The following is a 25,035-nucleotide window of genomic DNA, read 5'->3' as shown; positions in this document are numbered from 1 at the left end:
CTGTCACCACCAGCAACTATGGGCAGTTCCCTGCCGGTCATGGCTACGAAGCGTGCTGATCAATCCGATGCATTCGGTGGTCAGATCGAACTCAAATTACTGGTCTGCTCGAATACAAACAGGTGTCTAGCGGAGTGCAATTTCACAGCCTAACGAACACAGTCCGGCCTCTGCGTAGGCACACGCAATCAGTTCGCGCACCAGCTCTTTTCCGCGAGATCCCCGGCACCTACGCTCATGCGATGGTGCCTTTGTTGCACGAAGAAAAGGAGGCAGGTCGAGAATCACTAACGCCCATTCTCATGAACATGACAATAGTGACCTTGCAGGGCTACCCATTTGCAAGGTGTATCTACGAGCGATCCACCTGTCACAATCGCCTTACAGGGTTCGTCAAGAACGGTATAACCGGAGCAAGCGACCGCATATTTGCTGTCATGCCAAAGCCGGTACTGGCGCGGGGTCACTCCATAGCGAGCCCCCCAAAATGCGTCGGGATCTTCGCAGTAACGCACTACGTCCGCAGCCTCAATTTCAGCCGTCCCACTTCACCGCTTGGGCTGATATGTTTCACCGTGAAACCTACACCTGCGTCGGCGAGCTGACGAAGGCATGTCTCAAGCCCCATAGAACCTCTCCTTAACTAGTCGGTGCTAACCAATTTCATGGCATTTCTGCGATCAATAACGCTTCTCTCGCCAGCCTCCTGGCGCAGCAATCTTGCATTCTCGGCTGACTGAATCGCTCCTTCAGTATCACCACTTGCACTTTGCTTAACGGCCTGCCAGTCGAGGGCTTCAATTGCGGTTTGTAGCATCTCCGCTTGTGAAGGTTTACTTTGCTTCGTCGACTCGCGGACTTCACTGCCAGCGCGTTGACGCTCGATTACGGCGCGAGCTTCATTCGATGAAGTGCGCAGTACTGCGCGGGCGGCGGCTAAACCGCCATCCACGATTGCAGCCTCATGATCTTCGAGACAGCCATTTAACGACTCCACCGCTGCTAACAGATTGTCGACCATTCGCAATAGCTCAATGTGTTGTGGGTCGTTACTCATTAGCGTTCCTATCACAGAATAATTCCATCTTTTTTGAAGATCAATTTGATCGTTACGATTTTGCCGTAGAGGACTCTGAGCCTGGAATTTCATTCAATATTTTCATGCTCTCAATAACCCGCTTCATTTCAACCGGATCAGACAGGAAAGCTGAATCTTTGATTATTACAGTTCTTGTTCCGCTAAATTCTTCCGCAATTTCTGAAGAAATTGAGCTGACTACTCGCCTAATTTTCTCCATGTCCTTCCAAAACCTCGCCTCAAGGTCTTCCACACTGCAACCTGCCCTCAAAGACTCGAATAACCATAGACGCTTCTCTCGATCAGGATCTGGTTCAGGAAAGCGACTGTAGTCGCCTCTCGCTACCATTCTTTGGCTCAAGAGACTATCTTCTGCGACTATTTTTAAAACCTCCTCAGGACTATTTTTAGCTGTCGGATACATCTTGAGAAATGCTTTCTCGGGGATTGCTCCTTCAGATATTTTCGGTAGAGCTAGGCGCAGTAAGTATTGCATTACCACGCTTGTGGTGAAAGGAAGAACTACCTCTTCAAATACAAACGGAACGGTAATTTCGCTGTACACCATTCGGCCTATTTTGTCCGCCAGATATTTAGTCAGACCGGTATCTAAAAAGGTTCGCAGATCAGTTGTTTTTTTGATGAGCTCAGAGAAACCATCATTCTTTAGGTACTTAAGAAATTCCATATTGTAGCCATAAAGATCAACAGAGCCGAGTGCCACCCTAGAGTCTTTTGTTGTGGACATAAGGCGAGAGTGGAGGGATTTCAAATTTTCATCAGTTAGAAAATTTAACCCAGCGCTTTCGAACTCCTGTCTAAAATAGCTTTTTACAGCCTCATGTTCGACTACTAAATGGACTTGAAAAAAAGAAGAAAGCACGCTGCTCTTTTGGGCCAGCCTTGCATTGATAGATGTCCCGTCGAATGTTTTGAAAACAATCTTTCGAAGGGCTTGATTGATTAAGTCGAATGGAGGAGCATTTCTAAAATCACTGAAAGATTCAAAATCGTCGGATACTTGCTTTAAATATTCAGCTAGGCGCCCGTCAGATATCTCAATTTCTATTTCGCTTGTAAATGATGAAGCCAACTTAAGAGCTGGCTCGCTGAAACCGCCAGATGCGTAACAGTGATATTCAAAGCAGGCGTCACCTGGCATCAAATCTTTATCAATAACAGTGAACAACAGAAACTTAACGAGTTCTTTGATTAGCGCTGGACGAGAAAGCCTAGCCTTCATTTTTTTACATTGAATTGTTCCTGAAACTTTTTGAGATGTGTACAAAACGCAGTCTCGTCCTCTCTCGCCGACGCCCTGCATTAACATGACATTATCAAAAGCTCCATACTCGCTTAGCTTTATCTCCGAATTCACAAGACAATAAATTAAATTCTCAAAATCACGATCGCCTAGCTCATCATATGGAAGAGCTGATAACCCAACGTCTAGAGCCAGCGGCTTAAACCCAGCCCCAATTTCTTGCTTTATTCGTTCCTGGTTGACCTGTTGCATTATCACTCCTTGCTATTTAGATCATTAACTAGAAGGTTGATGCGTGGGTATATCTCAGCGCACCTCGCTTTGCAGACAGATCAGAGCATCCGTTGGGTCGGCTACTTACCCATGCCTTCGTTCCCTCGATTTCGCGGACGCGAAAATGCGCGTCCATCTACTGGCTCAGCCCCGACATGTCGGGACTGTTTTCGTCAGTTAAAAAACCGGAACGCCGGTTGTATCCTTCACTTTGAGCTGCCCTGCGCATGGCCTGGTATTCATGTTCGATACACCCGGAGGAGAGACACATAGTGTAAAGCTCATCCCATAAGGCAGTTCAATGTGCCGAACTTCGCCATAGGGAAGCTCTGCAGTTCGCGAAACCGTGCCCTTATCGTTGATGATCTCAGGCTCGGAAAGCTTTTTAACATAGGTGTTCCCTGGCCACTCCCGGCGCCCCTCAGCACCAACCTGGTAATTAAGGTCGACCCGAAGCTTCGCGACTGTATCGCCGACCGAAAGTATTTGGATCTGACTGACGAGGTTCACAATGCCCAACGCACAAGCGGATTTCTGCGCATCGCATTGCCGTACTTCAAGAGGCTGATATCGATAACCGTCTGCGGCGCCGGCATTGCCGTAAAGCACATTGCCTGCCCCAATCCCCATACTGGGATAGCCAGAAAGATCGGTCGTTCCAGCGTAATAGTCGACGACAACAGGCCCTTTGTCGGCGCCCTCCCAGCTAGTGCAACCAGCGAGCGTGGCCAAAGCCAGCACCACACTACAACCAACAACTGAACGCATGCGGTTCCCTTATGGAAAATAGGATCAACAGCACTCGAAACGCTCGAGCGTCAACCGGAAGGCATCCCACCGACGTCATGTGTTGAGGCTGCCCTTTCGAGCGGAATCAAAGACCCTTGATGGCGTTTTGAATGCTCTTTTCTGAATCACTTTGCTCGCCATTTAAAAACAAAGTGTATGAGAGCCAAGGAGTACGCATACCCTCGCCTTTATCGGTCACCAGCTCAAATTTGGCTGAACACACAAAGTCGCCGTTTTTATCCTCGCCACCGGCACCCGCGACCATCTTTATAATCCTCTCGCCACGCTTAGCAGCAGCAAGATCTGCATGACCCCGTAGTGACTGAAAGCAATTATCCCGATGAGTCATTTCTGTTGCTGTTTCAGGCAAGCCTGGAGGCGCATCGGCATGTGCAATACCAGCTGTAATAAGTGCAACAACTGCAAAGGCTCTTTTCATGTTACGTCCTAAAATTTGACGGTTGGTTTTCGTTTCAGTGCTGGCATCGATTTTCCCGTATGTATCAGCGAGACGCTAACCCGCTTCACTATTTCCTTCGAGAACTCGTACAGGCTTCCCTACCTCGCGCTCGATCGCAGCTAGGTGCCCCTTTTGACGGTCAACAATATGAAGCTCAACGAGCCGGATCAACTCCCGTAGCTCGTAAAGACGATCAAAAGGAAAAGTGATTTCGTACTGCAGGTGAAGCACAAGCTCTCCTGGCATTTCCTCCTCACGAACTGTCACCGACTCAAACTCGTTTTCGTCATTGTGCGCAACGTAGGTATGGCGCAAATCCATGATTTTTTCGTGTTGTTCCAGGTACGCCTCCTCAGATTTAAAAACCGAGGAAGCTTCAAGCCTATTCCGACCTTTCCCAGCACTCACAAAGCATTTCGCATACGAGTTGAGGGCGCTTTTGAAGTGCCCTAAGAACTCTAGGATCGGGATGTATGAATGCCAGAGATGAGGATGGCCAAGCTGTTCTGCTTTGCCGATGTAGTAGCTGGCTTCGTGAATCTGCCGCATCAGATGGATCTGGCCCTTAAAGCTACTCAGCGCACTCATAGAGATTTTCCATTAGCTGCTGCAGCCTGGTTAATTGCCTTGAGTGTGACCAAACGCCAGGAATCGCTCGCAAGCATCAAGCGATGACTCCTGTAGGTGCCATAGTGAAGTCTGCGAAGCGAGATACGCCGGCGTCTCCTCTTCCCACAGCACAGCGAAGGCGGTCGTCGAGATGATGAATCCGTCGCACTTGCCGTCCTTGACAGCATTCTGAAGCTCGTCCCGGTGACGCTCAACGAAGTCCAAGTTGAACTTGGTCAGAACGTCCTTCACATAGGCTTTAGTAGGAACGCTTACGACTTTCCCGACTGGGACCAAATCGTCAAGATTAAGGGCGATGACCCCGCCATTATTGAACGGGGCAAGCTGTTTTGCAGCATGGCTGACGCGCTTCGCAACCCCGCTCTCTGACCAAATCTTCTTGCATGCAATCGGGTAGTTACCCATGCCGAAGTCCACCAGGATATCTGGTTCGGCAGCCGTGACCGCGAGACCGTTGTTCTTCAGGTCGGACAGCAACACCAACTCCCATAGGGCGTCCTTCCCTTGGGATGTGCTGCGATCATCAGGCTGCATGACACTGCCGGCCATTCGCTTGAGCGCTTCTTGAATACCCGGCTCATCTGGCAGATTGATGACCGCATCAGCAAGCCTATTCACGAACGCCGTTTCCCACACCACTCGATTATCAGGCCTCACTTGCTCAGCCCATGCCAGACTCAGCTTGTCGGCCTGGCTCAGCAGCTGTGACAGTGCGCTGCCTGCCCGCAGCTTGACGTTACGCTGCTCCAGCACGACTCGGACCAGCTCGGCCTTCGCGGCAATTTCTTCATACGTATCTGTCCAAGCCTTACTCACAACGTCGACGGACTTCACTTCTTAGCTCCTGTGGAATGGCCAGTGCTTCCTTAGGCCTTGTGTAAATTAGGCGCGACTGTTTTCGGTCTTGGCACCCTTGATAAGCTTGAACTGCGCTCGATACCCACTGGCAAGGTCTCCAGCAAGAACGGAAGTATTTGCGTTTTCCAGTACCCAGCAAACACTGCCGCTAAAATACACAGCTTCTGGGGGGCGTTGAGTACCTAGGTCAATAGCAAGGTCATCAATGATTTTGACAATTTCGGCCCGGTGTTCAGCGTACAAGCGACGCTGGGGGTCAACTGTTTCGTCCAAAGGATTTGGGGACCAAACCACTGTAAGTTCGGAACCGTAGTCAATAGCTTCATCCTGCATTTGGAGCAGGGTGACCCACAATGCTCCTGTAGAACCGTCGCTACCGCTGATTGCGCCATTCCAAACAGCGGGCTCGAGGTTAAGATTGCAGCCGATGAGCTCCAGGAAAACTTTCGAATGATTACCAGCTGCGATGCGATCTGGAGTGATGACCAGCAAATAAGTTGACATAGCATTCTTCCCTAGATTTCACGGACGCGAAAATTGGCGACCTTCTACTGACTCGGCCCAGCGGTTTGACGGCTGGGCCTGGCTGTTACTGGAACAATTCCGAGACCAGTTGATTTTCTTGGACGACGACCATAAGCAGCAGACTCACTTGATGAGCGACCAGGTCAGAGCCCCTAAAGGTCATAGATTTCGCATTTGCCACTTCCACCGAAATTGCCCGGGTTCCCATCTTCTCCATTTCCCTTCCAGCCACTGCCGCCCGAACCGCCAAGACCACCACGCCCTCCCTCCAGATCGATCAAAGGTAAAGAGCCTAGCTGGGTAGGAATTTCCTAAACGACCGTGTTCTCACTTTGAGAGGCAGAATTAGAACAGCTTTGGCAAAGCGTACGAAAATGCTGCGGCCGACATGCAAAGCCCCAGAATGCGGAAAATAGTGTTGAGCTGTGCCGTTCGACTCATCTGTTTGAAGCTTGGGCCATGCACAATGTCGGTTGTTGTGTAGTACCAGACGGCCGTTAGAAGGGGGTAGAAGGCAAGCGCTACCACTATTGCCTTGGCAAGCGAATACCAGATAAAAACCCAAATACAAATGAACAAACAGCCAATCACGACCCAGAAAAACTTGTGTCTGACTAGCAGGCGGCATGCCTCCAGCGTTTCGTTACGAGCTTTCGGTTGATTAGTCATGATTCCCTATCTTTTTCGCGGACGCGAAAAACGCGCCTCTTCTACTGACGCTGCCCAACTCGATGGCTGGGCTTGGCATTTCTGGAAAGTTTCCATGACGATTTTAAAGCGTCCCGAAGCCCTGTTTTTGCAGATCAGCCCATCAATCCCATTCATTACTCAACTTAGGGGGGCGAAGCTAACAACTCCGTGATTGCTCAATCAAGGGGCTGTTTCTTGCGATCAAGTCCACCAGCCTTTTTCCAAGCTTCAAAACGATGAGTTGCCGCGCCGAAGCTAATCTCCATTTCCGTACGAACGGCATTCCTGCTTTTACCGGCATCAAACAACCGATAACACACCTCAACACCGCGTTCAGTTAACTTACCGCTCCCAAGCTTGTTAGCTGGTTCACGAAGATGAATCTTCAACTCATCAGGAGGGGCCGGCACCGGCGCCAATAAATTTGTGCTGTTAAACCCAGCTGGCACTCGCTCCCAGCGCAGTGTACTGATTGCTTTGAATTGGCTAATACCGACTGACCCACGCTCGTTCCTAGCTTTTGATCCAGGTTTAGTCAGAAGCGCCTCAACCGCAGGCCTAGCCGCTTCATATATTTGGAAGGCGTTGTACTCGGCATCGAGCAGTACCAGGAGAACCGTATCGAAGCACTGCTTTAAGTCGATCGACCCGACCCGACCGTTTCCCATTCGAGGATTGGAGAAATACCGGCCCTTGATTTGGATCCTGACAGTCAACCCGTCCCTTATTTCCGTCGCGTCATACCCGGCTTGCCTTGCAAGCTCCAATTCAAGATTGAGGATTCGAGCTGCCTCATATTCTGCGACCTCACCAGTAACACCCAGCGGCTTGCCAGTCAGATGGTAATAACGCCGAGCAAGGACTTTTGCGTCCCGCAGAATCTGGTAAACCTCATCAGTAGCGTCCATGCTTAATTCCTCGATCACTTCAACTCGCTTTTACCCAGCCAGCCATTGCGCTTGGCAATTTCATTATGAGCATCAAGAGACTGCCCCATCATGTTTTCGAAACCAGATTGAGGAAGGATTTTCGAATCGCGAAGCGATTCAATATATCCACATGCCACTCCGTAGAGTTTGGCGAGATCATGGCTGTCGACCGCCTTAGCCATAGCTTGGATTTGCTCATAGGCTTTGGTCAGGACAGTGTTGTGCTTGGTGTCGATCATCTTGGTCATATGGTGATTTTTCCTGCTCGATACCGAGGGCTGAAATCCGCACCTCTCCTACTGCATAAGGCCCTTTAGGGCCGGTGTTGTGCAGCGATCATTTCCGTGATGTCTCCCAGAGCATTCAACGATCGTTCTTTTTCAACCATTTTCTGCGACGTTCTTCCGCTTCCCTTGCTTCTTGCTTTAACTCGTCAAGCCGCGTATCCGAGAGGATATTGAATTCATCCAGGGCGAGCAGGTATCCGGCAACTCTTCCACACTCCTCGTCGCATATATCGCTAAAAAGAGCCCCATCAATTGAACGAATGAGTTCTCTGACCCTGTCTTCGGGGTTTTGCATTTTTGTCTCCATCGTGAATTAGGCTGTGAACTGGGTGTTTTTTCTTGTTGACTGGCAGCAGCCAGCAACCACGATAGCCAAATTTCCTAGGCAACGGATGCTGAAGGCATGAGCTTTTTCAGTTCATTATTCAGATCATTGGCCAGCTGTACATAGCTGACTACTGCGTCAGGGTCTGGCGAGAAATCAGGGTCATGGGTTGCACGATTGCGTAACTGCTGAAGCTCGCTTAGTGCCAGTACGTGATTTGGGCTTAACAGCCCAGATCTAGCGATAGCTTGGATCGACCCAAGTGGATAGCGTCTAGCCGTTGCGTTCGTCAGACCAAGGGTAAGAGCAAGGGTTATAACCTGCTCCTCCACAGCTAACCATGCCTCTAGTATGGCTCCACGGGGGTTAGCCGCTGCCTGTCCAATCGTGCTGGAAGACACTGCTGTAGACTGCAAATCTGGTAAGGATGCGGCTACATCCGCAACACGTCGGGCAAACTCGAATTCTAGATTACCGAATTTTCCTTTCGTGATGGCCTTTGAGAGATCAGATAGTTGCTTACGAAACAATGCACCCAACAAAACCGCAGCTGTAGGCCATGCCAGAGCCTTGGCTATTTCTACGGTGAAAGTTAGTCCATCCACGGTTTAATCCTGCTCGTCCCTAGGGAAGAAATCACTCCCCCTCTACGTCCTCGGCCCAACGTTTGACGGCTGGGCTTGACGTGCAACTGGACGTGCCCCTCCCTCAGCTCACGACCATGTGAACAAAAACTCACCATGAGACGGCAGCGCCATCAAATCGGTATCTGAGCTGAAAATAGATTCCCATTCAGTGCAGATTTTGTGAATGAACATCAGCAAATCAATGGTACTTCCGTCGCTTAGACTGATCTCGAATGAGTCCCGTATAGTTTTTGATCCCTCCACCGCCCCATGTGGCCCGAGAGCGACCAACTCTTCCCTCACCTGACCTACTCCGGCCTTCTTGATCACCAAATGTTTCGAAGCATTGGCGATATCAGCACACTCTCCAAAGTAGCCGTTCGCCCTTTGACGCCATTGCTTATGATAGGCACCAAACGCAGGGTCATCTTTGACTATCCCCCTAGACTGAAGTACCCAGTCCCGCAGTGATGAGTTGGTCACACAGAAATTGAAAAGATGGTCAGCCATCGATTGCACGTCAGATGCAGTCCAAGTGCGACCAGCTTCTCTAAAAAGCTTCAGGGCAACATCACGCGGCGTCTGAAAAATAGGTATCAAGTGTTAACCCTCCACCGTTTCGTGGACGCGAAAACCGCATCTCTCTACTGGTTCGGCCCCAGCGATGGCCAGGGCTTTTGGTACCGCGGGTCGCTTTCCAATGCAGTCCCGAAGGGGCTGGTCGGATTTTCCTGCTCGCGCTCATCGGAGCTTTGCCAATAGGACTTCGATGTACCGCGCCCGTTTCGGGAGTTACCCTGCGAAACGCTCCCATTTTTGAATTGTTGTTCTGGCCGCGGCCACGCCGACACCACTTACCAACGAATCAGCAAATGCCAAGTGGGCATCCATGTAGCGGTCGAAGTCTTTCTCTGGAACACCATTCGCAAGTGCACGGCTCCACCAGGAGAAAGCTACAACAAGCTTGCCAAGTTCAGGATCATGCTCGCCATTCATTCGCTCAAGGCCGCCGTCGTTGAAAGCAACAGCCCAGCCAAAAGCCTTTGAAAAATCGCGTACTTTTTGAGGCTGAGAGCCACGCGCATACTTTTTATGAATAGCTGCGTGTGCTTTACGATCCTCCTCCAAGGATGGGACATAGAGAAGTCCGCAGATACGGCAAGTGGAAGCGCTCAAGATGCTGCTCCTTTTTTCATGGACGCAGAAATTGGCATCCTTCTACGTCCTCGGCCCAGCGGTTTTATGGCCAGGCTTGGGCTTTCCTTTACTCATGACATTCAAACGTACGAAAGAGTCGTCGATATCACTATGCCAGAGCAAGTTCAAATGCACGCCGGACTGCCTGCGTATGGATCGATCCAAAGAGAGTTGGCAGCAGACCTCCAGCAAAGCCTACCACTAGCGATTTCGCAGTATTCACGGAAAATTGGAGAGAGCGTTGCTCCTCCCCGCCATCCGCTTCGTGCTAGACACTCTCAGCCATCAGGTCAAATCTTGCCATTCCGAATGCCAGTCAAGCTTGGCGAGCTATGCACCGTGCATAGCTATGGGAGGGTTAAGGACCCAGTTTGTCATTCGCTTGAGCTAGTTATGCACCGTGCATAGGTACGTCACCCGCGACATGGATCAGCCCTGGTTTTGTGGCTCGACTCAATCTGACGATTCTGCATCCACTGCTGGCTTCATTGCAGCGGCAACACTTTCAGCCATTTCCACCAACACGTCGACAATGCGTGAGTGCTCCCACGGATCGTTTGGCGCAACAGCGGTTGCGACTACCCTCGGGTTTGTCAGCACTGCCTGCAGAGCATCGAAGTCATTTGCGTTCAGATCGAGGCTGAAGCTCAAGCGTTTAGTCATGATGTAACTCCAAAAGGGGGATCTGAATGCCGATGGCCATCGCTTGTCCTAGATGTTCGGCATGATGGGTATAGCTGAAGGCTCCGACTCGACTGGCTACCGAGCGAGGGCCGTAGTCGAAAAGACGATTACGAAGATTGAGTAAACCGATCTCATCAGGGGCGTTTTCCGAAAACAGCACAAGGTGCCAACCACCACTTCCTTCCCAGCGCTTCCCATCAGATAGCGGATGGGGAACGACATACGCCTCTTTAATAGGCAACACCTGCTGAGCAATTGCTAACATGAGTACGAAAGGAGCAGCGCTTTCGTTAGTAAGCGAAGCGTGAAGTACTTCAAGTTGGGTCGTCAGGTTGGAGATCTCTAAAGCACGCATCTGCTTGCCAAGAGCTTGGATCTGACAAAGGAATTTCTCATGGTCCCGATACATTAGATCGATCTCCTTTGGCTATAAGTTGCTTCATCTTCGTCATACGAAGGTCGGGGTTCTGGATGGGCAATCGGCCTTGTTGTCGGTTCTGCCAGAGCAGTTTCACAGTCCTGCACTTTACGCTTAGCGCTCACCGCTTCGATACGCTTCAGGGCCTCGTTGGGATCTTCTCCAGGCATCAGACCAATACGCTCACGAACATCTTCGATCTGCGCGCCAGGGAACTGGCCGGCGAGTCGAGCGTGACGCTTCACTGTTAAGTTATCGCCGCCTTGGTCACGGTCATAGGCCGTACTGAAATGCTTGATGTTGTACTTCTTGGCCAAAGCAGTAATTGCTCCCTCAGTGTTCGGCCCCGGTTCGCCAGTAGTACCTACGAAAAGGACCCGCTGCCGTTCTTCCAAGCTAGCAAGCTGGTACGCGCTCAGGGTGTCGACGCCCCCCTCAGAAAAACGAATCTCTGTAGGGTTCAGGCACTTGGGGTTGGCCAAGTAGATGCCTTTTTCGGTGTCCTTCGAAAAGCCTTTATGTTCCTTACGATGTTCTTCGCCCATAACCCTGGTCATCTCCACACCTCGGTACTCGAAGCCAGAGAACTTGCCTTCAGAGTTGATATGCGGAAAGACGGCAGATCCGTATCGGCTCGACTTCCAGCGAGTTTCGACCAGGACTTCGGCTGAGATTCCTCGCTCGGAGGCGAGATAGTTGTCGCGGCGCGACATCAGTCCAAATGTGCGGTAGGCATCAGTGGTGCCTTTTTTGATTTCTTCTGCTCGGGCCTGCTCTTTGGCTTGTCGCTTGATCTGTCGATCACGATCAATGCGAGCTTGCTCGTCAGCTGATGCACCGTAACTTGGTAAATTGCCCTTAAAAACTCGAATATCTTCCTTCGCCTCAGCGAAACTACCGCCCTTCACTTCTTGATACAGCTTGAAAATATCGCCGCTGCGGTTCCTGTGGCGGTTATGCCAGACCCAATTTTCGTCCGGGGCCTGATAGATGTCGTACTTGCCGCCAGCGTGACGAAAAACAGCGTGCCCCTTGTACGAAGCCTTCTTGTCGTACTCCATCCCGAGGCTATTCGCATATTCGACCAGATCCACGTCCCGCTTCATGGCCGCGACTTCGCGAGCGTCGGCAGCTTTGTCGAAATTCATCCTGCGATGCTCCCTCTGGTCGATTACTTCGGCACTAGGAATCGTCCGTCGCACTCCACCAACAGCTCGTCGATCAGCGAGTGCATTACCAGGCAATACACCCTCACGTCTCCCTCCGGCACTTGCTGCCAAATTGCATGAGGACAGCGTGCGCAAACCGTCTCCGGCGGTTCGTCCTGAAGGGCTTTCAAAGTTGCCGATCGGACGCGCGAACTCTTTTGCGTTTGCGGCTGTACCGCCGTCGGCACCGGCACGGCGCTCGAAACGGCCGAGGCTTCCGGCAACGGATTGGGATCGGGATTGGGGAATTCCATCACCGGAGGCAGTAGCTTTTCCGTCGACTCTTGGGTAACGGCCGAGGGTGGCAAAGGAGGCAGATCCGGCAGGATCATTTCGTCGGACATAGCTAATCTCCAGGGGCACGGGATTTATGATTTTCAGTTTTGGCGTGAACAGCGCCGGCTGAATTGCCTTGAGGTTCTGAACCAGGTCGGGGCGGTTTTCAGCGGGTACAGATGTGCCTGGATTTTTCCAGACAGGTACGGAAACACCGATCGGCGGATTATTGGGGGCGATAACAGCGACGGATGCTTTCTTGATGGGCCAGGCCTGGCCATCCTCTCGAAGATCAACAATGCCCCGTCCAAACGCCTTTGCGAGAGCAATCTCGTCGTCGACCGGGGGTAGTACCTGGACAGATCTCACCCTTGGCTCAGAGGCCAGGGTGTGCTCGGAAAACTGGAAGCGTTCGAAGCTCCCCTGTAAGCGCTCCAGAACCGAGAGAGTCTGGGCCTTGAGAGCAAGGGACTGGCCTGTCTGAACGGTTGAGCGGATCGCTTCGCGAACCTGAGGCATTAGGTCGAGGGCATTTGGCTTATAGCGGTACTGCTCGGTTGCCTTCTTAAAATCGGCCCAGTTCACCTCACTCAGGTAAACCTTGGCCCCATAAATACCCCGGGTATAGGAGACATAGAGGGACTGGAGCGAAGCCATTTGGCTTGGCAGGTAGAACGTTTGTGAGACGGTCATACCCTGAGCCTTTGTCGAGGTCATGGCATAACCATGCTGTAGCGCACGGTACTCACTCGTGAGGATTTTGACGGTCTTCCCATCGTCGCGGGCGACCGTAAACTCCATATCATCGATCCGCTCGCCGTCGATATCCCGGGTGACTTTTCGAAAAGCAAGAACGGTTCCCAGATCACCGTTGAAGATCGGCTGGCTCTCAGCATCCTTGGCGTTCTCGCGCAGTAGCAAGCGATCGCCAATGCCCACGTCAAGGGAGAGTAGCTGGCCCCCAAGAACCTCTGTTTCGATCGTAACCCTGCTCGCAGGATCAAGGGAAAGTTCGCCGCGAGCGAACCGCTCCTCTCGAACCTTGTCATTCAGCGACCGGACCTGCTCATTGGTATCGGCCAAGATCAGCACGTCCTTCCAGCCAAGCTCACGGACAATTCCATCTTTACCGGACTGACCATTTTTCATATCGGTGAGCGCTTCCTGGACGAGCTGGTCAGCTTCGTTCACCCCATCCCGGAAGATTCGCAGCTGATCCTTTGCATCCATCATCGCAATCGCTTCCACCGACTTGCCTTCGTAGAAGGCCTGCGCGATCGGTCGGAACTCGGGAACCTGACGGGCAATTGTCTCAATCCGGGCTACGCGGTCTTCAACGGCATCGTGCATCAGCCCGAATAGGCTCGCCGTTGCGACTGCTCCATGCTGGTTCCTATCGCCTGCACAGAGCAGACGGGCGCCCGCCTGATGACATGCAACAACCAGGCTGTGCATCGTGTAGGTGTCGAGCATCCCGGCTTCGTCGCAAACGATAATGTCGCCCGATCGAATTAGGCTAGAAGCCTTGTGCTGCTTACCAGTCGACTTGGCTGCAAGTGCTTCCTGGTGCTTGATTAAGAGCGAATGGACTGTCTGCGATTGGATGCCGGTCGATGCCTGAAGCTCGGTCGCCTGCTTATTACCAGGTGCCACGCCCATGATCCGGCGCCCTCCGGCTTTGAAGGCATCGTTGTAAGCTCGAAACATCGGAGCCAGAGTCGCGGACTTACCCACCCCGGCCGCGCCCTTGAGGAAGCTGAACTGTCCTACGTCGGTCAGCGCATACAGGGCGTTACGCTGTTCGTCAGTAAGCGAAAATGGCTTTTCTCCGGGCTTCTGCTTGTTATGTTTCTCAGCTTCGTAGCGGGCGATAACTTCATCCACGCTAGCGCGATCAAGCTTCCATCGCGGGTCGTTCATTCCGGCATAGACGGCTTTGAGGCAGTCAGCCTCAAGCAAAATCATCTCTTTGGTTGTGTAGCGTTTGCCCGGCACACGTCCCTTTTCATCGGGCTGCTGCGGGATTTCGACCAACCCGAGCTGCTTGAATAGCTGGTCTTTCCTCTGAGCAATCGCGCTAATCCCTCCCCTCCCAACTGTAAGTTGAGCTGCCACGACATCAATGGAATGTTCCTCGACAACCGACTCGCCGCGGAAAAGCATCTGCTGGACTTCAAGTAGAGTCGGCGCCTTACGTTCCTCCTCTGTCGAGACATGAAGCTCTATGGTCGGGATTGATTCCCGCCAATGCAGGTCGAGCCCTTCACCAAGTGCAACGTCTTTGCCATCGCGGCTACGCATGGCGACCGCTTGGGTAGCCCCCTGACCAGAAACGGCCAGGTTCTTCTTCTCCGCACTAATCTGCTGGCTTCGCTTCGAGAATTCCTCAACTGTCTGGCGAGAAACACTGCGATCGTTGAGACGCAGGCCGTGACCAGCCCAGTCCACCACAGTGGCAGAAGCCAGTTGCGGCAGACGCTCCTGGATTCGCTGGAAGAAGGACACATCAACTACCGCGCCGAATTCGCGCTGGGTTTTGTATAGGTGGCCGGCATCCAGAGTGGTGAACTTGCCACCCGGGAGCATCACGAAATTGGGACGCTCGACATGCGCGTGAATCTGCGGATCGGGGAATTCCGCGCCCGGTGTGCGGCGGGCAGTACAATGCAGATAAGTCAGCGCGACAGATTCGCCGCGGACGGACTCAGCGCCCTGCGCCTTCTCGCGACCGCGGATGCGCCCATTATCATGCTCATACTGAATGGCGTCGTCGACGGCCTGCATCCAGCATTCCTGGATGACGCGGCGCGTGTCTTCATCGGCTTTTGCCCAGTAGAGGGAGAGGCTCTTTTGCATCGACACACAGGAGGAGAAACCGAGTACCTGGTCCTTGTCCTTCTCCTTTTTTTGCTCTGCTGCCTGAGTATCCGCCTCATTAAGACTGAGCCGATCCCTGGTTGATTTACCCTCTTTCCTGTCGCGGGCCAAGGCTTCGGCTCGGGCGATAGATTCATCGATTTGCTTCTGACGACTATCGCCCAGGAAACATTCACCAGTGCGCGGATTGATACCCCGGAACAGGGCCAGGTAGTCACCATCCTGAGGGCGATCGCCTAGGCCAAGGTGCTTGCCAAGAGGGCCGGAAACATTAGAGGCAAGCGTGTCATTGCCGGACTTATGGTAGTAGTCCTCACGTCCGGTGCCCTGCACACTCGATTCGACCTCGCCAACAACCCGGGCAATTTCAGCGTCTACGCGGGCCAGCTCCTCGGCCATCACCTCATTGGCCAAGCCTCGGTCAGCCCCCAAGGTGAGACGCTTATCCTGGAGCGCCTTTAGCTCCTTCAACTTCTTCTCGAAGTAGCTGGCTTTTGCCGAGAAATTCCCGGCTGTCGTTTTGGCGTTCGAAATCCCGTAGTGACTCATCGCTCAGACATCTCCAAGCCTGTCTGCTCGGCAATCAGTCGGTCCAGGACCATCGGCACGAGCAGATCAAGGATCGGCTCAACAGTGCCGGCCAGCAGGTGCGGCCGACGCTCCGCCTGGCTCGCCAAAACCGCCAGCACAACATCCGGGAGAGCAGAGCCCAGAAGGGAAGAAACGGATTGAGTAATAGCGCCGGCCATTGAGGCCACGACTGCGCCATCGAGCAGGACGGGAATCGGGCGCAATGGGTCAATCCGGAACAGCTGCGCCTCGACGAACCCCGCGATCTCCTCATCCGTCCGGACGGAAAAAAGGGCATCGAGTACGCGGCCTTGAGCAACTCCAAGCCGAATGGCAACCCGTTCCAGGCGCTCAACCGCAGCGTCCTCCAGGTACTGAGTCGAAGATTTCGCCCCGGCCTTCTTGCGTGCCATTTCCTTTCCCTTCTGAGAGCCTTTCTCATTTGAGCCAACTAAAGTCGGCGTACCTTGCTTTTGCTTTTCTGGCTTTTCCAGCTGAAAGCCTTGCGCAGCAGGGATTTCGGCTTAACGCGAAGCACCCGAAGGGTGCAGAAGTGTTAACGAAAGCTGCACATATACAAGCATCTCTCAGCTCTTTAAGCAAGTTTTGCTTGACTCGCACTAGTTTGCAACTAACATAGACCCCAAGCGGCCAACCTTTGCAGCTTGTTTGCAACAAACCGCCAACTAGAAGCAGAACCTTTGGTAGAGTTAGCAAGCAGTTTTAAACAAACGCAGCGACCATAGGTGAATACCATGTTTGACCGACGCACAGACGCCGAACGCGCCCGTGATGAGCAGGACCAGCTGGAGTGGATGCGGATGCAGCAGGAAGAGGCCGACCGGAAAACGGCGGCATTGAAAGCCGAGCTGGAGCGTATGAAGGCCGCCGCTGAATCTGGCAGTGGGCAGAAGAACGTAAGGGGAAGCGTCACGAAAGCTTTGCTGCCGAGGATCGAAATCCTCCGCGAAGCAACGCGCTTAGGAACACCGATCACGCAACAACAGGAAATGCTGGAAAGGGCTGGAATCGTTGTTAGCTACAACAGCCTGCGCAAGTTCATCCAGAAATTCCTGGCTCGCGAGTACCGAGAGTTTCTGGCGAACGTACGAACGACCGGAGCTGATCCTGATTTTGGGCGTGAGTTACACCCTGAAGTCATCAGCAAGAACACCCCTGAAGCCTTCGATAAGCGACCAGCAGAAGTACCGAACGTTAACGAAGAGCGCGGTTCAACCGCAGAAAACCTTGACTTAGAGCGGGCGGCAACCCCTCGAAAGTTTCTCTAAAAATCAACGGGAAAACCCATGAGCAAGAAGGAAGAGAAAATGGCAAAAGTAGCAGCAATTGCACACCTGGTGGAGATGGACGACCTTAACCTCGATTCGTCGTGGCTCACTGCGTCGCGGATCCACCCGCAACAACTTCCGGTCGGTAGCGACCCTGGCGCGTCGATTGAACACTTGATCTACGGCAGCGGGCTGGACAGTTTCGTTCTGGACATCGGTGGCAATGAGACTGCGAGCAAGACCATCACGGCTATCGGCGAGCAGATGCTACTGCGGCACTTTAATCTGACTCTGATCCCCGTGCGCGACGAAGGGCAGGATGTGGATAACGCCTTCAAAACCATCAAGCTGATCCGCGAATACGATAAGCAAGCCCCGATTGCTATCTTGCTCAATGACATCACCAGCCGTACCCAGGACACGAAGGATTTGGCGTTGCGCGAGACGTTTGCCGAAGTTTTCGATTTGGCTGAACAGACCGGCACCGAGCTCTTGGTCATGCCCCGCATCGAGCGTTACGGCCGCAGTCGTCGCCTCGGTCTGACTCAGTGGGAAATTTCCGAAGAGCGTGACGCAATCGTCGAGAGGCTGCGCAACATCATCATCGAGGCCGAGCAGGCTGGTGACCTCGACCGCGCCAAGCTAAATACCCGCCTGATGCGCGCCGTGACCGGCTCGAAAACCGTGCGCGAGATGATCAATGTGGTGTTCAAACGCCTCGATCAAATCCTCGGTCAACTTGATCGCCTGCGCATCATGGTCGTTTCGACCAAGGGCGGGGTCGGCAAATCGTTTACCTCACAGCAGCTGATCGCGCCGTACCTGCTTTATGCGCTGGGTGGTCGCAATGAGTGACATCGGCGGCGCCATTCGTTCGATTGATGAGCTGGTCGAGGAGGCCACCCGCCTCCACGTTCTGCTGCGTGGCACTGACGCTTACCCTGGAATTCTGGCTCAGGCCTCGGATCTGGCCGAAAGCCTCAAAGCTGTGTCTGGCCAGCTTACGAGCGCAGCCCAACTGAGTGAGCAACTGGACGCCCTGCCCGAGCGCCTGCTGCGGTCGGCAGACGACATGCAATTCAAAGCGGCCTTGCGCGAGTCGATCGCACAGGTTCTGTCTGACTCGATCATCGATGCGAAGATCCAGGTACAGGACGAAGCGGCTCAGATCGCCATCGATGAGTTGAGCTCAAAGATCAAGCTGGCGATGTCGCAGTTGGGGGAAAGCTCGGCCAACTTCCTTGCTGAACGCAACAAGCTGCGCGGCCTACTGGAATCAGAGCGGATCAAATGCGATGCACTGGCCCAACGAATGAAATATTTCGAGGAGGACAAGGACAAATCGTTCGGCCTGCTCGCCGACGACTTCGCGGAGGCGAGCAGGCACTCGGCCAACGTCAGGTTGCGTGACTGCTGCGTGTGCCTGGTGATCGGTGCTGTTGTCTCTCTGACCACACTTGTGCCGGCCGCTGAGCAGTACCTAAAGCAACCCACCCAACACTACCAACAGCGCTAACCCGCACACCACTGAAGGAGCGAAATCGCATGGCTACCCATAGCGACGATGAAGATTTCCGCGGCCGCAAGAAACAGGCGCGGATTCTCGGCTACGACGCCGAGGCCTGGATCAAAGCCAAGCGCGAAGAGCGCGAGCAATTCAAAGCAGTTGTGGGCATCGACATGGATGGCCTCGACAAGCTGGCCCGTGATCCGCACATGGATGCGATCCAGAAACAGCACCAACAGCGCCAATCAGAGCATGACAAGGCCGATAAGGGTAATCACTTGCGCGAGCGCAGTGAGCGCATGTTGGTGCAGATGAACGAGGTCAACTCTCAGGAAAAGCAAATGCACCAGGGAAACGAACAATCCCAGGAAGAAGCGAAGCAAGGGAGATCGATGTGATGGATAACAGAACCCTCATTGCGGCATCGGCACTGGTCGCAATCTTCACCGGCCAAGTGGGCGCTTGTCCTCTGGAAGATTGCCTTCCTGGATTGAGCGAGCCTCAGTTTCAGTCTCGTGACGACATGCTGGGATTGTATGACCTGAGGCAGTCCGGACAAGCGGCAATGCATGTTGGGTTAATCGCCGCTGATCTGAGAATCGCACTACTCGAAACGGAGAATCGCGCTCTTCGTCTGGCCTTAGCAACTGGCACTCCACCTGACGTCAGCAGCCTCAAGTTTTATCCGAGCCTGAACAGTTTTCTAGACGCAATGAAATCGGACCTGATTCAGACAGAAACAACTGGCCGGATGCCGCAATTGCGTCATTTTGAGCAACGGGTCCGCAATGCGGACACCCGAGCAAAAATTGCTGATGCATCGCGGGCGTTGGTAATCGAGAGCGCTCAAATTGCTGCGGCGGCGAACGCAACTAAGCAAGCGCAGTGAAAGGGTGGCTCACCTGAGCGGCAACTCAGGTGAGCCGGTTTCGCGGCAGGAAAAACCCACGAAAGGAAGAAATTGTATGGTAACGCAATTCCCTAATTACATGGAAAATCTGCTTCTTTGGGTCACAGATCCTGAAGCAGCAAAACGCGCCTGGCGCGAGCGCCGTACACAGGCCATTCGCATAGCGCTTGGCCCACAACTGAGCGCGGATACTCGCGGTTGGCCGGCCAATCAGATCCTCCACGATGATGTGATCGAGGCCCTCCCATCGGATCGTGCGTCGCTTACGCGCCGCGCCTTCTATAGCCGCGCTGCATTCCATGCGGGCGCTCGACTCCAGAAGCGCCTACGCGCCCGGAATTTTGCGCTCAGCGTCGGGGCTCTCGTGCTGGTATCTGCCACTGCCTACCTCCTGGGTCGCAACGGATCCAGCCTCGCCTGGCAGTGGGGATCTACGGCTGCAGGCCTGTGCATCGCAATAGCCGGGGGGTATGTGTTCAGCATTTCACTCGGTCTTACGCCGTCTGCCTGGCGGGCTATGGTTCCGGCCGGCGCGCTGCTGACCGAGGATGAAATCAAGGATGTGAAAGAGTTCGGTGCCCGGGTCCTTCTGCGCGTGACGCCCCCCCAAGCGCCGGCTGACCTGGTTGGCTTGTATCGCGCTTGGACGTATGACCGCGACGGCAATCCGGTGGATGGCCAGATCGTCCCGGATGATCTGTCCGTTTCATATCTGCGCAAAGCGTTGGAGGACGAATCTGTACCGATGGCTGTCGCTGGTATCGCAATTCTTCTGGCCGGCCTGTTCGTTGCCGCCGACTCGTTGAGCTGGTTTATCGCGCCGGTCGCCGCGGGTGCCACGGCGGTATGGTCTTTCCTTTGTATCGTCGATCTGGCATCGATCCCGAAAACCCGTGCCGCCGCCGCCCGTGAAGCGCTGGCTGTATCGGCCTTTCCCAAGCTGATAGAGCAAGAAGGAAAGAGCAAATTTGCTGATTTCGATCGCGCCCTAGATGAGCAGATCGAGCGAGCGATGGCCGAGAATTCGACCTTCATCACTTTAGGCACAGCAACTGATCTATTTGCCGAGCGCCGTGATCCGTACAGCCCAGCCCAAGCCGGCATGCCCTTCGGGTTGAGCATTGCCGATCTGTCAACGCATCTGCTCGTCCTAGGTCTGACTGGTACAGGCAAAACTGCTGCAGTGATCCGTCCAGTGGTCTGGCAGTGGCAGGCTGCAAAAGCGGGCGGCCTGCTTGTCCTGGATGGTAAAGGTCAACTGCCAACCGAGTTGGTAGGTCTGCCTGGCTTCCAAGTGATCAGCCCTGAAAATGCCCCGTTCAATCCTATCCAGGGTTTGCAACCGGATGAAGTTGCCGAAACTCTTTTCCAGCTATTCAGTTCGGAAAAAAGCAATTCCGGCGATGTAGGCGGAAGTGAATGGGAACAATTTGCCAGGGAATTGCTGCGCAGCGCATCTAAAGTGCTGGCGATGATGAATGCCATCGAGCCGGCCGAGTGGCCCTGGACCCTTGGGGCGATCTACAAATTGGCGTTTGAGCCAGGCAGTCGTGATCGTGCCAAGCAAATCATCGAGGAAAACAGCAAGTGCTTCGATCTTCTGCCCGGTCATCTTCGTCGCGCCTACAGCGCTTTCATGACTCGCCACATGGAGAAGGCGAACGAAACACGCTCGTCGATTGAACTCAACCTGGAAACCTGGTTGGGCACGCTGATCAACGATCAGGAGCTCGGTGCCTGGGCTGACACTGTTGATGGTGTGGAAATCGAGGATTGCCTATACGGCGCTATGCTCGGCTTGGCTCTGCCTGATACTCAAACAGGTGTTGCCATCTCTGCCCTTGCCAAGCGCCGCTTTTACTCGGCGATCAAACGCCGCGGCGATGGTTGGAAAGCCGAAGGCCAACAGCCCGTTCTGCTGGTTGTCGACGAGGCGCAAGATCTGGTGTCGCATGAGGAGCTTGCCATCCTTCCGAAGGCTCGCTCGCTCGGTCTGTGCGCGTTGTACTCCACTCAAGGCCTCGACGGCCTCCAGGTCGCACTCCAGGACGAACAGGCGACGATCATGTTGCTCGATCAGTTCCGCTCTGTTGTGAGCATGCAAGTCGGTTCTGAAATGACCCTCGATTATGTATCTCAGCGCCTTGGCGCTGCGCCTCGCGTCGTTTTCTCCGAAGTCGCGGCCAACACCACCGACCCGGTAGCCACGGCAAATCTGTATGGGGCCAATGCTGGTGGTTATTCGACAGGTACTCTGGCCGCCAGAGCGCAGACATCCGACGAAATGATCAAAGTTGGCCGCTCGTATAGCCATGTCGGCCAGGCAATCAGCACTGTCTCTGAGCTAGCGAAAAAACTGGGCGCTGAACAGGCATGGCAGCAGCTGCCGGCCGCAATTCGCCGCGAGAGACCTGCGGGCAGCGTCAAGATTGGTGAAATCCCGCTCGTGTCGCCCGATGAGATCCGGTCGCTGACGATGAATAAATTCACCGCGCTCGCGTCGGTCAACCGCTGCGGGACTATTCGTCGCGCCCAGATCCGGCTCAATCCCATGTTTGCATTCCCGAGCGAAACGAAAACCGTACTGGCCGCTGAGGAGGTGGCAGCATGAAAAACTCTTCCGCTCATCTCCTCGCCCAGCACGGCGAGCTGCTCCAGGTCAGCGCTGTTATCACCGGCGAGCCCCTACACGACAAGGCGGGGCGCTTCCTGAAAGCTATCGGCGTCGCTGCACTCTGCATCGCCGTTGCAGCCGGCGCGGGCCACGTTACCCAGGGGATCCGCGAAGAAGCTGCTCGCGTAGCGGCTGCGGAGAAAGCCGAGGCGGAACGCCTGGCCAAGGAAAAGCGTATCGCAACGGCTAAAGTCGCCGGACTGCAGAAGCGCCTGACGGCCATGCAGACACAGATCAGTACCGAGCGTGATGCGCTGCAGGAGCGTTTCCAGCGGCTGCTGGCGGACATAGATAAGGATCCAGCCGTTGCCGAAATGCTGCGCCGGTATCCACCACCGTACAAGCCGCTCCAGGGAATTGATCCCGTCGCGTTCGAGGCCTTCATCGACCTAGATCGCGACAGCTGGATTGCGACTGGCACCAGTCCGAAACTGGATGAGCATTATCAAACTGAAAACGCCAAGATCCAGGAAGGCATTAGCTATCTGGACAAAATCAACCGTGAGCTACTGCTGATTACCCAAAGCAAAACAGCCACGGGCTCAAAAACTGAGGCGCGGGAGCTGGAAGATCCCGCGTCCCCGCCGAAGCCGGCAGCTTCTCGCTCTGTGCCGGCCACGCCAGCAGCACCCGCGCCGCTCATGCCGCTGGAATCTTCAGCACCCGCGCCGGCGGCGAAGCCGCGCGCGGTGCCCACTGGTGTGCCTGGCAAGGTCCAGGTCCTGGACTGGTAGTCTTGTCGACTCGCGCCTTAAAGGATCCCGGCCTCGGCCGGGATCTTTATGCCCGCTGCGCGGGCCGAGCCCAGAAGGGAAAACGGTGAGCGCCGGGGCGGGGCATGTCCCTGCGCACCAGAGGGAGGCTTTGAAGGATTGCTGGTAAATTCGGCGCTAGAAACGAAAAAACCACCGTGAGGTGGTTTCTTCGTTAAGCACTTTCATATGTCCGCGGGTGGAGGCTTTCGCCCTCGTTTCCCTCGGCTACAGGATTCAATCTAAGGATATTCGCGGTTGTCGTCAATGCTTGCTCAACCTATCGCGCCTCGATTGCGAATCTGCTCAGTAGCTGGACCATTTGCTCCTGGTACTCGCTGTACTCGTCCAGGAGCACTGGGTCGCCGGCTAACCCTGGTAAATAATCAGGCCCGTACTCAGCCGCAAGAGCACCTTGAAGCATCCAGTCCAGATACAAGGGGCGCAGCACCCTCTCAGCCAGCCCGGGTTTGCCGTGCGCCCAATAGAATCGATGCTCGGGGGTAGAGACGAAAGCGCAGCCTTTCGCCCATGCAACATAGTCAACTTCCCAGTAAATTCCGATCGCATCAAGGTGGATCGCGAACCAAAGTGAACCACTGGGTTCTTTCGATGCCCAGGCTCTCCAGGATTGCGGGTAGGCGTTGCAGGCCAAGCCGGCGAAAGCAGAGCCCGGGTAGTAGACCATTCGATCACGGCCGATCTGCAAAACGGGCACGGTGTTAACTATGTGATCTACTACGAGATCAGATAAGTGAGGTGGGATCATGGTAACGACCTTAGAGTTTCACAAGGTTGACAATGACTACAAGCTAGGTGGGGTTCCTACAGAATTCGGAAAAAATCGTACTCTAAGAAAAAATCGTACGCCTTGAGGCTGCTCCAGCAGCCCCTATACTGGTTTTGTCTAGGGGGAGGGAGTGGAATGGGAAGCCCGGTACGCATTCTAGTGATCATGTCCATTTTGATATCTCTTTCGGCGTGCTTTGACCGCTCAATTTCAGGTAGTTACGTGGCCAAAGACTCATCAAGCGCTGAGCTCTTGCAACTTACTCAGGCCCAGGACGGAAAGATCGTAGGAACCCTACAGCACATAGCTCTCAAAAGCGGTGGAGGGATAGAAACGTCGATGGCAAACGTAAGTGGAGTCGTTGATGGTGAGAGTCTGACCCTCACTGTGTCCCTGGCCGGTCTCCCAATCAGTCGGAATCTCAGTGGAACTGTCACCGCATCAGCATTGGAGCTAAATCTAGTCGGCAGCGCCGGCGCGGTAGCCAGCGCTCATTTCGCGCGCGGCAGTGTCGCAGACTTCAATACTGAAGCTGAAAGGTTGGCACAGGCCGGCCAGTCGATCAAAACTGAGAAGTTACGGGCTGATCAGGTCGAAACCTTGGACCGGTCCGCGCTGGCTCTCGAAGAGGCGCTGAATGCGTATGTGGAGAGGGCCAGAAAGCAAATCGACGATACGCCCCGCTTCATTTCTTACTTCACTCGCGCAAGCAACGATATCAGTGACAGGCTGCGTTTTGCGCAGCGTCTTAACGGTGCGCAGAGATCTCAGGCCGAGGCTGCATTGGCGCAAGTCTCCGCCTCCGAGCCCGCGATCCGGAATACCGGAGACTCGATCGATACGGCAATTGAGAATATGACCCGGGAAGAGGCATCTCTCAATATCCGAATGATGCCCTTCAATGGTAACTGCCTTGGCACGTCAACCGTCAAACCTGGAGATGTCATACCCAACATGGGCCCCTGCAAAGCACTTACGTCGGCTGCTGCACGCTTTGAGGAGGTGAGAGTGCTTGTCCACGCAGCGCATGAGCGCCTCCAACTCCAAAAGAACAAAGCGATGAAAGAGATGGAGGCCACTTGGCAGTTGGCTACTCGTCTTCCTTAACCTGCGAGTTGACCGACTCTCATCAATTCAGATCAGTCCCTC

At 54.0% G+C, this 25,035-nt stretch carries 28 protein-coding genes; 9 read left to right on the top strand and 19 right to left on the bottom strand.

Annotated elements, in window-relative coordinates; genetic code table 11:
- Positions 1-643: 643 nt before the first annotated feature.
- The 8 genes from KGB27_RS10885 to KGB27_RS10850 form a co-directional block, all read right to left on the bottom strand.
- Positions 644-1,057 (bottom strand): hypothetical protein, encoded by a 414-nt coding sequence (locus tag KGB27_RS10885; protein ID WP_223554428.1) that lies wholly within the window; start codon positions 1,055-1,057, stop codon positions 644-646.
- 52 nt (positions 1,058-1,109) lie between these two features.
- On the bottom strand, positions 1,110-2,594 hold the full coding sequence (locus tag KGB27_RS10880; protein WP_223554426.1) for a hypothetical protein: 1,485 nt from the start codon (positions 2,592-2,594) through the stop codon (positions 1,110-1,112).
- Between the two features lie 198 nt (positions 2,595-2,792).
- Positions 2,793-3,383: a hypothetical protein gene (locus KGB27_RS10875; RefSeq protein ID WP_223554423.1), complete on the bottom strand. Its 591-nt coding sequence runs from the start codon at positions 3,381-3,383 to the stop codon at positions 2,793-2,795.
- Positions 3,384-3,489: 106 nt separating this feature from the next.
- Positions 3,490-3,843 (bottom strand): hypothetical protein, encoded by a 354-nt coding sequence (locus KGB27_RS10870; RefSeq protein WP_223554421.1) that lies wholly within the window; start codon positions 3,841-3,843, stop codon positions 3,490-3,492.
- Positions 3,844-3,918: 75 nt separating this feature from the next.
- Complete coding sequence (locus KGB27_RS10865; protein ID WP_223554418.1) at positions 3,919-4,452, bottom strand: hypothetical protein; 534 nt, start codon at positions 4,450-4,452, stop codon at positions 3,919-3,921.
- A gap of 30 nt (positions 4,453-4,482) precedes the next feature.
- Positions 4,483-5,328, bottom strand: a complete 846-nt coding sequence (locus KGB27_RS10860; protein ID WP_223554415.1) for a hypothetical protein — start codon at positions 5,326-5,328, stop codon at positions 4,483-4,485.
- Positions 5,329-5,376: 48 nt separating this feature from the next.
- Positions 5,377-5,856 (bottom strand): hypothetical protein, encoded by a 480-nt coding sequence (locus KGB27_RS10855; protein ID WP_223554412.1) that lies wholly within the window; start codon positions 5,854-5,856, stop codon positions 5,377-5,379.
- A 366-nt stretch (positions 5,857-6,222) separates the two neighbouring features.
- Complete coding sequence (locus KGB27_RS10850) at positions 6,223-6,546, bottom strand: hypothetical protein (RefSeq protein ID WP_223554409.1); 324 nt, start codon at positions 6,544-6,546, stop codon at positions 6,223-6,225.
- Between KGB27_RS10850 and KGB27_RS10845 the strand changes: the two genes are divergently transcribed.
- Complete coding sequence (locus tag KGB27_RS10845) at positions 6,545-6,739, top strand: hypothetical protein (protein ID WP_223554407.1); 195 nt, start codon at positions 6,545-6,547, stop codon at positions 6,737-6,739. The two genes, KGB27_RS10850 and KGB27_RS10845, sit on opposite strands and share 2 nt — an antisense overlap.
- A 4-nt stretch (positions 6,740-6,743) precedes the next feature.
- Here the strand turns inward: KGB27_RS10845 and KGB27_RS10840 are convergent, their stop codons facing one another.
- The 10 genes from KGB27_RS10840 to KGB27_RS10795 form a co-directional block, all read right to left on the bottom strand.
- A complete protein-coding gene (locus KGB27_RS10840; RefSeq protein ID WP_223554405.1) occupies positions 6,744-7,475 on the bottom strand; it encodes a hypothetical protein in 732 nt (243 codons plus the stop codon).
- 14 nt (positions 7,476-7,489) lie between these two features.
- Positions 7,490-7,744 (bottom strand): hypothetical protein, encoded by a 255-nt coding sequence (locus KGB27_RS10835; RefSeq protein ID WP_223554402.1) that lies wholly within the window; start codon positions 7,742-7,744, stop codon positions 7,490-7,492.
- Positions 7,745-7,859: 115 nt separating this feature from the next.
- Complete coding sequence (locus tag KGB27_RS10830; protein ID WP_223554399.1) at positions 7,860-8,078, bottom strand: hypothetical protein; 219 nt, start codon at positions 8,076-8,078, stop codon at positions 7,860-7,862.
- A gap of 86 nt (positions 8,079-8,164) precedes the next feature.
- On the bottom strand, positions 8,165-8,713 hold the full coding sequence (locus KGB27_RS10825; RefSeq protein WP_223554396.1) for a hypothetical protein: 549 nt from the start codon (positions 8,711-8,713) through the stop codon (positions 8,165-8,167).
- A gap of 108 nt (positions 8,714-8,821) precedes the next feature.
- Entirely contained in the window at positions 8,822-9,244 is a 423-nt protein-coding gene (locus KGB27_RS10820) for a hypothetical protein (protein ID WP_223554393.1), read from the bottom strand.
- 282 nt (positions 9,245-9,526) lie between these two features.
- Positions 9,527-9,910 carry a C2H2-type zinc finger protein gene (locus KGB27_RS10815; protein ID WP_223554391.1) on the bottom strand — a complete coding sequence of 128 codons (384 nt, stop codon included), beginning with the start codon at positions 9,908-9,910 and terminating at the stop codon, positions 9,527-9,529.
- A 474-nt stretch (positions 9,911-10,384) separates the two neighbouring features.
- Positions 10,385-10,594, bottom strand: coding sequence for a hypothetical protein (locus KGB27_RS10810; RefSeq protein WP_223554389.1), 210 nt, complete (start codon positions 10,592-10,594; stop codon positions 10,385-10,387).
- The gene (locus KGB27_RS10805) at positions 10,587-11,024 is read right to left on the bottom strand and encodes a hypothetical protein (RefSeq protein ID WP_223554387.1); all 438 of its coding nucleotides are present in this window, start codon (positions 11,022-11,024) and stop codon (positions 10,587-10,589) included. Before KGB27_RS10805 ends, KGB27_RS10810 begins: the two co-directional genes overlap by 8 nt.
- Positions 11,024-15,943, bottom strand: a complete 4,920-nt coding sequence (locus KGB27_RS10800) for an AAA family ATPase (protein WP_223554384.1) — start codon at positions 15,941-15,943, stop codon at positions 11,024-11,026. Before KGB27_RS10800 ends, KGB27_RS10805 begins: the two co-directional genes overlap by 1 nt.
- Complete coding sequence (locus tag KGB27_RS10795) at positions 15,940-16,377, bottom strand: hypothetical protein (protein ID WP_223554381.1); 438 nt, start codon at positions 16,375-16,377, stop codon at positions 15,940-15,942. The genes KGB27_RS10800 and KGB27_RS10795 overlap by 4 nt, the downstream gene beginning before the upstream one ends.
- 342 nt (positions 16,378-16,719) lie before the next feature.
- Here KGB27_RS10795 and KGB27_RS10790 point away from each other — a divergent pair, with 342 nt between their 5' ends.
- From KGB27_RS10790 to KGB27_RS10760, 7 genes are all read left to right on the top strand, one after another.
- Positions 16,720-17,253, top strand: a complete 534-nt coding sequence (locus KGB27_RS10790) for a hypothetical protein (protein WP_223554378.1) — start codon at positions 16,720-16,722, stop codon at positions 17,251-17,253.
- Between the two features lie 39 nt (positions 17,254-17,292).
- Complete coding sequence (locus KGB27_RS10785; RefSeq protein WP_223554376.1) at positions 17,293-18,108, top strand: hypothetical protein; 816 nt, start codon at positions 17,293-17,295, stop codon at positions 18,106-18,108.
- Positions 18,101-18,769: a hypothetical protein gene (locus KGB27_RS10780; RefSeq protein ID WP_223554373.1), complete on the top strand. Its 669-nt coding sequence runs from the start codon at positions 18,101-18,103 to the stop codon at positions 18,767-18,769. Before KGB27_RS10785 ends, KGB27_RS10780 begins: the two co-directional genes overlap by 8 nt.
- Before the next feature lie 29 nt (positions 18,770-18,798).
- Positions 18,799-19,158 (top strand): hypothetical protein, encoded by a 360-nt coding sequence (locus KGB27_RS10775; protein ID WP_223554371.1) that lies wholly within the window; start codon positions 18,799-18,801, stop codon positions 19,156-19,158.
- The gene (locus KGB27_RS10770) at positions 19,158-19,649 is read left to right on the top strand and encodes a hypothetical protein (protein ID WP_223554368.1); all 492 of its coding nucleotides are present in this window, start codon (positions 19,158-19,160) and stop codon (positions 19,647-19,649) included. The genes KGB27_RS10775 and KGB27_RS10770 overlap by 1 nt, the downstream gene beginning before the upstream one ends.
- A gap of 76 nt (positions 19,650-19,725) precedes the next feature.
- A complete protein-coding gene (locus KGB27_RS10765) occupies positions 19,726-22,281 on the top strand; it encodes a TraM recognition domain-containing protein (protein ID WP_223554366.1) in 2,556 nt (851 codons plus the stop codon).
- Complete coding sequence (locus KGB27_RS10760) at positions 22,278-23,078, top strand: hypothetical protein (protein ID WP_223554363.1); 801 nt, start codon at positions 22,278-22,280, stop codon at positions 23,076-23,078. Before KGB27_RS10765 ends, KGB27_RS10760 begins: the two co-directional genes overlap by 4 nt.
- Before the next feature lie 298 nt (positions 23,079-23,376).
- On the opposite strand, the gene KGB27_RS10755 is transcribed toward KGB27_RS10760, so the two are convergent.
- Positions 23,377-23,865, bottom strand: coding sequence for a hypothetical protein (locus tag KGB27_RS10755; RefSeq protein WP_223554361.1), 489 nt, complete (start codon positions 23,863-23,865; stop codon positions 23,377-23,379).
- A gap of 156 nt (positions 23,866-24,021) precedes the next feature.
- On the opposite strand from KGB27_RS10755, the gene KGB27_RS10750 reads away from it, so the two are divergent.
- Complete coding sequence (locus KGB27_RS10750) at positions 24,022-24,993, top strand: hypothetical protein (protein ID WP_223554358.1); 972 nt, start codon at positions 24,022-24,024, stop codon at positions 24,991-24,993.
- The last annotated feature ends 42 nt before the right edge of the window (positions 24,994-25,035 follow it).

This window comes from Pseudomonas sp. BF-R-01, from assembly GCF_019946615.1.
Classification (GTDB): domain Bacteria; phylum Pseudomonadota; class Gammaproteobacteria; order Pseudomonadales; family Pseudomonadaceae; genus Aquipseudomonas; species Aquipseudomonas migulae.
Note: the sequence above shows the minus strand (reverse complement) of the source record. Positions and strands in the feature narration are given on the sequence as shown.

Excerpts from the sequence above, each read along its gene's own strand:
- KGB27_RS10850 (WP_223554409.1), bottom strand. The coding sequence starts at position 6,546 with ATGACTAATCAACCGAAAGCTCGTAACGAAACGCTGGAGGCATGCCGC.
- KGB27_RS10845 (WP_223554407.1), top strand. The coding sequence starts at position 6,545 with ATGATTCCCTATCTTTTTCGCGGACGCGAAAAACGCGCCTCTTCTACT.
- KGB27_RS10840 (WP_223554405.1), bottom strand. The coding sequence starts at position 7,475 with ATGGACGCTACTGATGAGGTTTACCAGATTCTGCGGGACGCAAAAGTC.
- KGB27_RS10795 (WP_223554381.1), bottom strand. The coding sequence starts at position 16,377 with ATGGCACGCAAGAAGGCCGGGGCGAAATCTTCGACTCAGTACCTGGAG.
- KGB27_RS10790 (WP_223554378.1), top strand. The coding sequence starts at position 16,720 with ATGTTTGACCGACGCACAGACGCCGAACGCGCCCGTGATGAGCAGGAC.
- KGB27_RS10750 (WP_223554358.1), top strand. The coding sequence starts at position 24,022 with ATGGGAAGCCCGGTACGCATTCTAGTGATCATGTCCATTTTGATATCT.
- KGB27_RS10760 (WP_223554363.1), top strand. The coding sequence starts at position 22,278 with ATGAAAAACTCTTCCGCTCATCTCCTCGCCCAGCACGGCGAGCTGCTC.
- KGB27_RS10755 (WP_223554361.1), bottom strand. The coding sequence starts at position 23,865 with ATGATCCCACCTCACTTATCTGATCTCGTAGTAGATCACATAGTTAAC.
- KGB27_RS10835 (WP_223554402.1), bottom strand. The coding sequence starts at position 7,744 with ATGACCAAGATGATCGACACCAAGCACAACACTGTCCTGACCAAAGCC.
- KGB27_RS10785 (WP_223554376.1), top strand. The coding sequence starts at position 17,293 with ATGGCAAAAGTAGCAGCAATTGCACACCTGGTGGAGATGGACGACCTT.
- KGB27_RS10885 (WP_223554428.1), bottom strand. The coding sequence starts at position 1,057 with ATGAGTAACGACCCACAACACATTGAGCTATTGCGAATGGTCGACAAT.
- KGB27_RS10865 (WP_223554418.1), bottom strand. The coding sequence starts at position 4,452 with ATGAGTGCGCTGAGTAGCTTTAAGGGCCAGATCCATCTGATGCGGCAG.
- KGB27_RS10780 (WP_223554373.1), top strand. The coding sequence starts at position 18,101 with ATGAGTGACATCGGCGGCGCCATTCGTTCGATTGATGAGCTGGTCGAG.
- KGB27_RS10875 (WP_223554423.1), bottom strand. The coding sequence starts at position 3,383 with ATGCGTTCAGTTGTTGGTTGTAGTGTGGTGCTGGCTTTGGCCACGCTC.
- KGB27_RS10820 (WP_223554393.1), bottom strand. The coding sequence starts at position 9,244 with ATGGCTGACCATCTTTTCAATTTCTGTGTGACCAACTCATCACTGCGG.
- KGB27_RS10805 (WP_223554387.1), bottom strand. The coding sequence starts at position 11,024 with ATGTATCGGGACCATGAGAAATTCCTTTGTCAGATCCAAGCTCTTGGC.
- KGB27_RS10770 (WP_223554368.1), top strand. The coding sequence starts at position 19,158 with ATGGATAACAGAACCCTCATTGCGGCATCGGCACTGGTCGCAATCTTC.
- KGB27_RS10830 (WP_223554399.1), bottom strand. The coding sequence starts at position 8,078 with ATGCAAAACCCCGAAGACAGGGTCAGAGAACTCATTCGTTCAATTGAT.
- KGB27_RS10810 (WP_223554389.1), bottom strand. The coding sequence starts at position 10,594 with ATGACTAAACGCTTGAGCTTCAGCCTCGATCTGAACGCAAATGACTTC.
- KGB27_RS10870 (WP_223554421.1), bottom strand. The coding sequence starts at position 3,843 with ATGAAAAGAGCCTTTGCAGTTGTTGCACTTATTACAGCTGGTATTGCA.
- KGB27_RS10855 (WP_223554412.1), bottom strand. The coding sequence starts at position 5,856 with ATGTCAACTTATTTGCTGGTCATCACTCCAGATCGCATCGCAGCTGGT.
- KGB27_RS10800 (WP_223554384.1), bottom strand. The coding sequence starts at position 15,943 with ATGAGTCACTACGGGATTTCGAACGCCAAAACGACAGCCGGGAATTTC.
- KGB27_RS10880 (WP_223554426.1), bottom strand. The coding sequence starts at position 2,594 with ATGCAACAGGTCAACCAGGAACGAATAAAGCAAGAAATTGGGGCTGGG.
- KGB27_RS10775 (WP_223554371.1), top strand. The coding sequence starts at position 18,799 with ATGGCTACCCATAGCGACGATGAAGATTTCCGCGGCCGCAAGAAACAG.
- KGB27_RS10765 (WP_223554366.1), top strand. The coding sequence starts at position 19,726 with ATGGTAACGCAATTCCCTAATTACATGGAAAATCTGCTTCTTTGGGTC.